We start from the raw sequence: 5193 nt of genomic DNA, 5'->3' as shown, positions 1-5193 counted from the left end.
GGCCGCACCCTCCGCTCGGGAGGGTGCGGCCCCGCAGGGGAGACCGGGGGTCAGCGCGCGAACAGCAGGGCGCGCTTGACCTCCTGGATCGCCTTGGTCACCTGGATGCCACGGGGGCACGCATCGGTGCAGTTGAAGGTCGTCCGGCACCGCCACACACCCTCGGCGTCGTTGAGGATCTCCAGACGCTCGGCGGCACCCTCGTCACGGGAGTCGAAGATGAACCGGTGGGCGTTGACGATCGACGCCGGGCCGAAGTACGAGCCGTCAGCCCAGAACACCGGGCACGAGGTCGTGCAGCAGGCGCAGAGGATGCACTTGGTGGTGTCGTCGAAGCGGGCCCGGTCGGTCTGGGACTGGATACGCTCGGCCGTCGGCTGGTTCCCGGACGTGATGAGGTAGGGCATGACGTCACGGAACGACTTGAAGAACGGCTCCATGTCGACGTACAGGTCCTTCTCCACCGGCAACCCACGGATCGGGGCGATGGTGATGGTGATGGACTTGCCGTCCTTGGGGAGCATGTCCTTCATGAGGACCTTGCACGCCAGGCGGTTGACCCCGTTGATCAGCATGGCGTCGGAGCCGCAGATGCCGTGTGCGCACGAGCGTCGGAACGCCAGGCTGCCGTCGATGTAGTTCTTGACGTACATCAACAGGTTGAGCAGACGGTCCGACGGCAGTGCCGGGACCTCGTACTCCTTCCAGCCCGCCGCGTCCGGATCCTCCGGGTTGAACCGGGCGATCTTGAGCGTGACCATGGTGGAGCCGGGCGGCACCGGACGGTTCGAGCCCGGGTCCTTGCCGTCGGTGGCCTTGGTGGTGTCGACTGCGGTGGTCATCAGTACTTACGCTCCATCGGCTCGTAGCGGGTCTGCACGACCGGCTTCCAGTCCAGCCGGACCTCCGAGAGGAGGCCGAGGCCGTCCTTGAACGCCATCGTGTGCTTCATGAACTCGTCGTCGTTGCGGTCGGGGTAGTCCTCCCGGGCGTGGCCGCCGCGGGACTCCTTGCGGTTGAGCGCGCTCACCACCGTCACCTCTGCCATCTCGAGGAGGAAGCCCAGCTCAACGGCTTCCAGGAGCTCGGTGTTGAATCGCTTGCCCTTGTCGCTGACGGTCACGTCGGCGTAGCGCTTCTTGAGGGCGCGGAGCTCGTCCCGGGCCTCGGTGAGCGACTGTTCGGTGCGGTACACCGACGCCTTGTCGTCCATCATCGCCTGCATCTCGGTGCGGATGTCGTTGGCGTTCTCCGTGCCGTGCTCCGCGAGCATGCTCTCCATCCACTCGCGGACCATCTTCTCGGGCTCCTCGGGGAGCTCGACGAAGTCGTGACCCGCGGCGTACTCCGCCGCGGCGATCCCTGCCCGGCGGCCGAACACGTTGATGTCCAGCAGGGAGTTGGTGCCCAGCCGGTTGGAGCCGTGCACCGACACGCAGGCGCACTCGCCCGCCGCGTAGAGGCCGGGCACCACGTCGTCGTTGGTGCGTAGGACCTCACCCTTGACGTTGGTCGGGATGCCGCCCATGACGTAGTGACACGTCGGGAACACCGGGACCAGCTCGGTGACCGGGTCGACGCCCAGGTAGGTCCGGGAGAACTCGGTGATGTCCGGCAGCTTCTCCTCGAGGACGTCCGCCCCGAGGTGGGTCACGTCGATGTAGACGTAGTCCTTGTCGGGCCCGGCACCGCGGCCCTCGCGCACCTCGAGGACCATCGAGCGGGCGACGATGTCGCGCGGCGCGAGGTCCTTGATGGTGGGGGCGTATCGCTCCATGAAGCGCTCGCCGTCCGCGTTGCGCAGGATGCCGCCCTCGCCGCGGACCGCCTCGGAGATGAGGATGCCCAGGCCGGCGAGTCCCGTCGGGTGGAACTGGTGGAACTCCATGTCCTCCAGGGGCAGACCCTTGCGGAACACCACGGCCATGCCGTCACCGGTGAGGGTGTGGGCGTTGGAGGTGGTCTTGTACATCCGGCCCGACCCGCCGGTCGCGAAGACGGTGGCCTTGGAGTGGAAGACGTGCAGGTCGCCGGAGGCGAGCTCGTAGGCCACGCACCCGGTGGCGACCGGCCCGTCGGGGGTCTCCGTGAGGCACAGGTCGAGGACGTAGAACTCGTTGAAGAACTCCACGTCGTGCTTGACGCAGTTCTGGTACAGCGTCTGCAGGATCATGTGCCCGGTGCGGTCGGCCGCGTAACAGGCCCGGCGCACGGGTGCCTTCCCGTGGTCACGGGTGTGGCCACCGAAGCGGCGCTGGTCAATCTTGCCCTCGGGCGTGCGGTTGAACGGGAGACCCATGTTCTCCAGGTCGATGACCGCGGTGATGGCCTCCTTGGCCATGATCTCCGCGGCGTCCTGGTCGACGAGGTAGTCGCCGCCCTTGACCGTGTCGAACGTGTGCCACTCCCAGTTGTCCTCCTCCACGTTCGCGAGGGCGGCGCACATGCCGCCCTGCGCGGCGCCGGTGTGGGAGCGGGTGGGGTAGAGCTTGGTGAGGACGGCGGTGCGGGTCCGCGGGCCCGCCTCGATGGCCGCGCGCATGCCTGCGCCGCCGGCGCCGACGATTACCACGTCGTACTGGTGCTGGTGGACCTGACGATCGGTCATGGGATTCTCAGTGCTCGCTTTCGAAGTGGAACGGTCCGCAGGCGTCGATCAGATGTCGTAGGCGAGGCCGAAGATGGCGTAGGTACCCAGGACCAGAACGAGGATGGTCGCGACGACCAGAAGGGAATTGAGCCAGAAGCGCGTCGAGTCCTTGCGCGCGTAGTCGGCGATAACCGTCCGGACGCCGTTGGCGCCGTGGAGCTGTGCGAGCCAGAGCATGAGGAGGCTCCACGAGGCCCAGAACGGGCTCTGCCAACGCTCGGCGACGTAGGCCCAGTCGATCCTGTGCACACCCTCGTCGATCATGAGGCCCATGGTGAGGTGGCCGAACGTGAGGATGACCAGTGCGACGCCCGAGGCGCGCATGAAGATCCAGGCGGTCCGCTCGAAGTTGCCTCGTGACCGCAGGCGCGGGGAGCGGGGCTGGGCGAGCGAGGCGGGGCGATCGTACGACGTCTGGAGAACAGGTGCGTCTGCCATGATGATCGTTCTCCTTAGATGTGCTGGAAGAGAAGGAAGAGGAGGCGGGCGGTCGCCGCGGCGAAAACCACGACCCAGATCGCCAGTACGGCCCAGAGCATCTGGCGCTGGTATTTCGCGCCCTTGGACCAGAAGTCGATGGCGACGATGCGCAGTCCGTTGAGCCCGTGGAAGAGGACCAGTGCGACCAGGCCGACCTCCAGCAACCCGACGATCGGGGTCTTGTACGAGTCGATGACCGCGTTGTAGGTCTCCGGGCTCACCGTGACGAGCGAGGTGTCCAGCACGTGCACGAAGAGGAAGAAGAAGATCGCCACGCCGGAGACACGGTGCGCGACCCACGACCACATTCCCGGGTCACCCTTGTAGATGCTGATCTTCTTATTGGGGGCCGGACGCGCCGGCGCCTGCGCAGTACTCATGGGCTTGTCGTGCCTCCGAATCGTCTGGGCGTGGTGCCATCGGCGCGCGGTTCCTGCCCGAAAGCACAGCGGGCGCCTACTAGGACTTTAGACCTGTCAGGCCGCGGACGAGAAGCAGGGTGGGTACCGTGGTCCGGACGGGTAATGCCTGTAAGGGGACCCTAAACGAAGTTACCGAGGGGTAGAAAAGGGTGTCGTTCGAGGAAACCGCAGCACAGGGGAACGAGGCCGACACCGGTTTGCGCGAGGCCGCGACCGCGGCCGCGCGGAACGCCTACCGGCCCTACTCGGGATTGGGGGTGGGGGCCGCCGCGCTGGCGTCCGGACCCGGTGGGGACGGGCGCAGGATCGTGACCGGCTGCAACGTCGAGAACGCCTCCTATGGGCTCACCCTCTGCGCTGAGTGTTCGCTCGTGTCCGATCTCCACCGCACGGGCGGCGGTCGACTGCTCGAGATCGTCGTCGTCACGGCCGGCGGCGACCCGTTGGCGCCGTGCGGCAGGTGCCGCCAGCTCCTCCACGAACACGGCGGTCCGGAGCTGGTGGTCCACACGTCCCGTGGGCGGATCCGCCTCGCCGACCTCCTGCCGGACGCCTTCGGGCCGGAGGATCTGACGTGAGCCGCATCATCGATGCCGTGCGGATCATCGAGGCCAAGCGCGACGGCGACGAGCTCGACGACGACGAGATCGACTGGATCGTCGACGGCTACACCCGAGGACGCGTCCCGCCCGAGCAGATGGCGGCCTTGGCGATGGCGGTGTACTTCCGGGGCATGACCGACCGTGAGATCGCGCGCTGGACCTCCGCCATGGTGGAGTCCGGTACCCGGTTGGACCTGTCCGGTCTGACCCGGGCCGGTCGGCGCGTTCCCACGGTGGACAAACACTCGACCGGCGGAGTCGGGGACGCGGTGACGCTCGTCCTGACACCTTTGTTGGCGACCTGGGAGCTGGCGGTGCCCCAGCTCTCGGGACGCGGGCTCGGTCACACGGGCGGGACACTGGACAAACTCGAGTCGATCCCCGGCTGGCGCGCCGATCTGGACGCCGACTCCCGGCGCCGGATCCTCGAGGAGACCGGGGCCGTGATCTGTGCTGCCGGGGCCGATCTCGCGCCCGCGGACCGGGCCCTCTACGCCCTGCGGGACGTCACAGGGACCGTGCCGTCGATCCCCATGGTGGCGGCGTCGATCATGAGCAAGAAGATCGCCGAGGGCACCGGCGCCCTGGTACTCGACGTCAAGTTCGGATCCGGTGCCTTCCGGCCCGAGCGCGCGGACGCTGAGGAACTGGCGCGGGTGATGGTCGGGATCGGCACGTCGGCCGGGGTCCGGACCAGCGCCCTGGTGACCGCCAATCACACGCCGCTGGGTCGCGCGGTGGGCAACGCGCTCGAGGTGGCCGAGTGTGTCGAGATCCTGGCCGGGGGTGGCCCTTCCGACATGGTCGATCTGACCTGTGCGCTGGCGCGGGAGGCCCTGGCACTGGTGGGTATCGACGGTGACCCCCGTGAACGGCTCGGGGACGGGCGGGCGATGGACTCGTTCCGCACGATGGTCGCCGCCCAGGGTGGCGACCCCCACGCGGCGCTCCCGGTGGCCGGGCACACGGAGGAGGTGCGGGCACCCGGCTCGGGGGTGGTGCGGTGGGATGCGCTCGGAGTGGGTCGGGCGTCGTGGTT

Annotated in this window: 6 protein-coding genes; 2 read left to right on the top strand and 4 right to left on the bottom strand. The window is 68.0% G+C overall.

Annotated features, from left to right (window positions below; translation table 11 throughout):
* Positions 1 to 50: 50 nt before the first annotated feature.
* From G6019_RS00070 to sdhC, 4 genes are read right to left on the bottom strand one after another with little or no spacing between them, the layout of a single operon-like run.
* The gene (locus G6019_RS00070) at positions 51 to 842 is read right to left on the bottom strand and encodes a succinate dehydrogenase iron-sulfur subunit (protein WP_017836676.1); all 792 of its coding nucleotides are present in this window, start codon (positions 840 to 842) and stop codon (positions 51 to 53) included.
* Positions 842 to 2608 (bottom strand): succinate dehydrogenase flavoprotein subunit, encoded by a 1767-nt coding sequence (gene sdhA, locus G6019_RS00065; RefSeq protein WP_107755901.1) that lies wholly within the window; start codon positions 2606 to 2608, stop codon positions 842 to 844. The genes G6019_RS00070 and sdhA overlap by 1 nt, the downstream gene beginning before the upstream one ends.
* A 48-nt stretch (positions 2609 to 2656) precedes the next feature.
* Positions 2657 to 3088: a succinate dehydrogenase hydrophobic membrane anchor subunit gene (locus tag G6019_RS00060; protein WP_107755902.1), complete on the bottom strand. Its 432-nt coding sequence runs from the start codon at positions 3086 to 3088 to the stop codon at positions 2657 to 2659.
* A gap of 14 nt (positions 3089 to 3102) precedes the next feature.
* A complete protein-coding gene (sdhC, locus tag G6019_RS00055; protein WP_107755903.1) occupies positions 3103 to 3510 on the bottom strand; it encodes a succinate dehydrogenase, cytochrome b556 subunit in 408 nt (135 codons plus the stop codon).
* 191 nt (positions 3511 to 3701) lie between these two features.
* On the opposite strand from sdhC, the gene G6019_RS00050 reads away from it, so the two are divergent.
* Both G6019_RS00050 and G6019_RS00045 read left to right on the top strand, forming a co-directional pair.
* On the top strand, positions 3702 to 4130 hold the full coding sequence (locus G6019_RS00050) for a cytidine deaminase (protein ID WP_107755904.1): 429 nt from the start codon (positions 3702 to 3704) through the stop codon (positions 4128 to 4130).
* On the top strand, positions 4127 to 5193 hold a 1067-nt coding region (locus G6019_RS00045; protein WP_182626864.1), incomplete at its 3' end, for a thymidine phosphorylase. The genes G6019_RS00050 and G6019_RS00045, both read left to right, overlap by 4 nt.

Origin of the sequence: Dietzia sp. DQ12-76, from assembly GCF_014145045.1 — a bacterium.
Classification (GTDB): Bacteria; Actinomycetota; Actinomycetes; order Mycobacteriales; family Mycobacteriaceae; genus Dietzia.
The sequence above is the reverse complement of the archived record's forward strand: the minus strand, read 5'-3'. Positions and strand labels throughout refer to the sequence as shown.

Excerpts from the sequence above, each read along its gene's own strand:
- G6019_RS00070 (WP_017836676.1), bottom strand. The coding sequence starts at position 842 with ATGACCACCGCAGTCGACACCACCAAGGCCACCGACGGCAAGGACCCG.
- sdhA (WP_107755901.1), bottom strand. The coding sequence starts at position 2,608 with ATGACCGATCGTCAGGTCCACCAGCACCAGTACGACGTGGTAATCGTC.
- G6019_RS00060 (WP_107755902.1), bottom strand. The coding sequence starts at position 3,088 with ATGGCAGACGCACCTGTTCTCCAGACGTCGTACGATCGCCCCGCCTCG.
- sdhC (WP_107755903.1), bottom strand. The coding sequence starts at position 3,510 with ATGAGTACTGCGCAGGCGCCGGCGCGTCCGGCCCCCAATAAGAAGATC.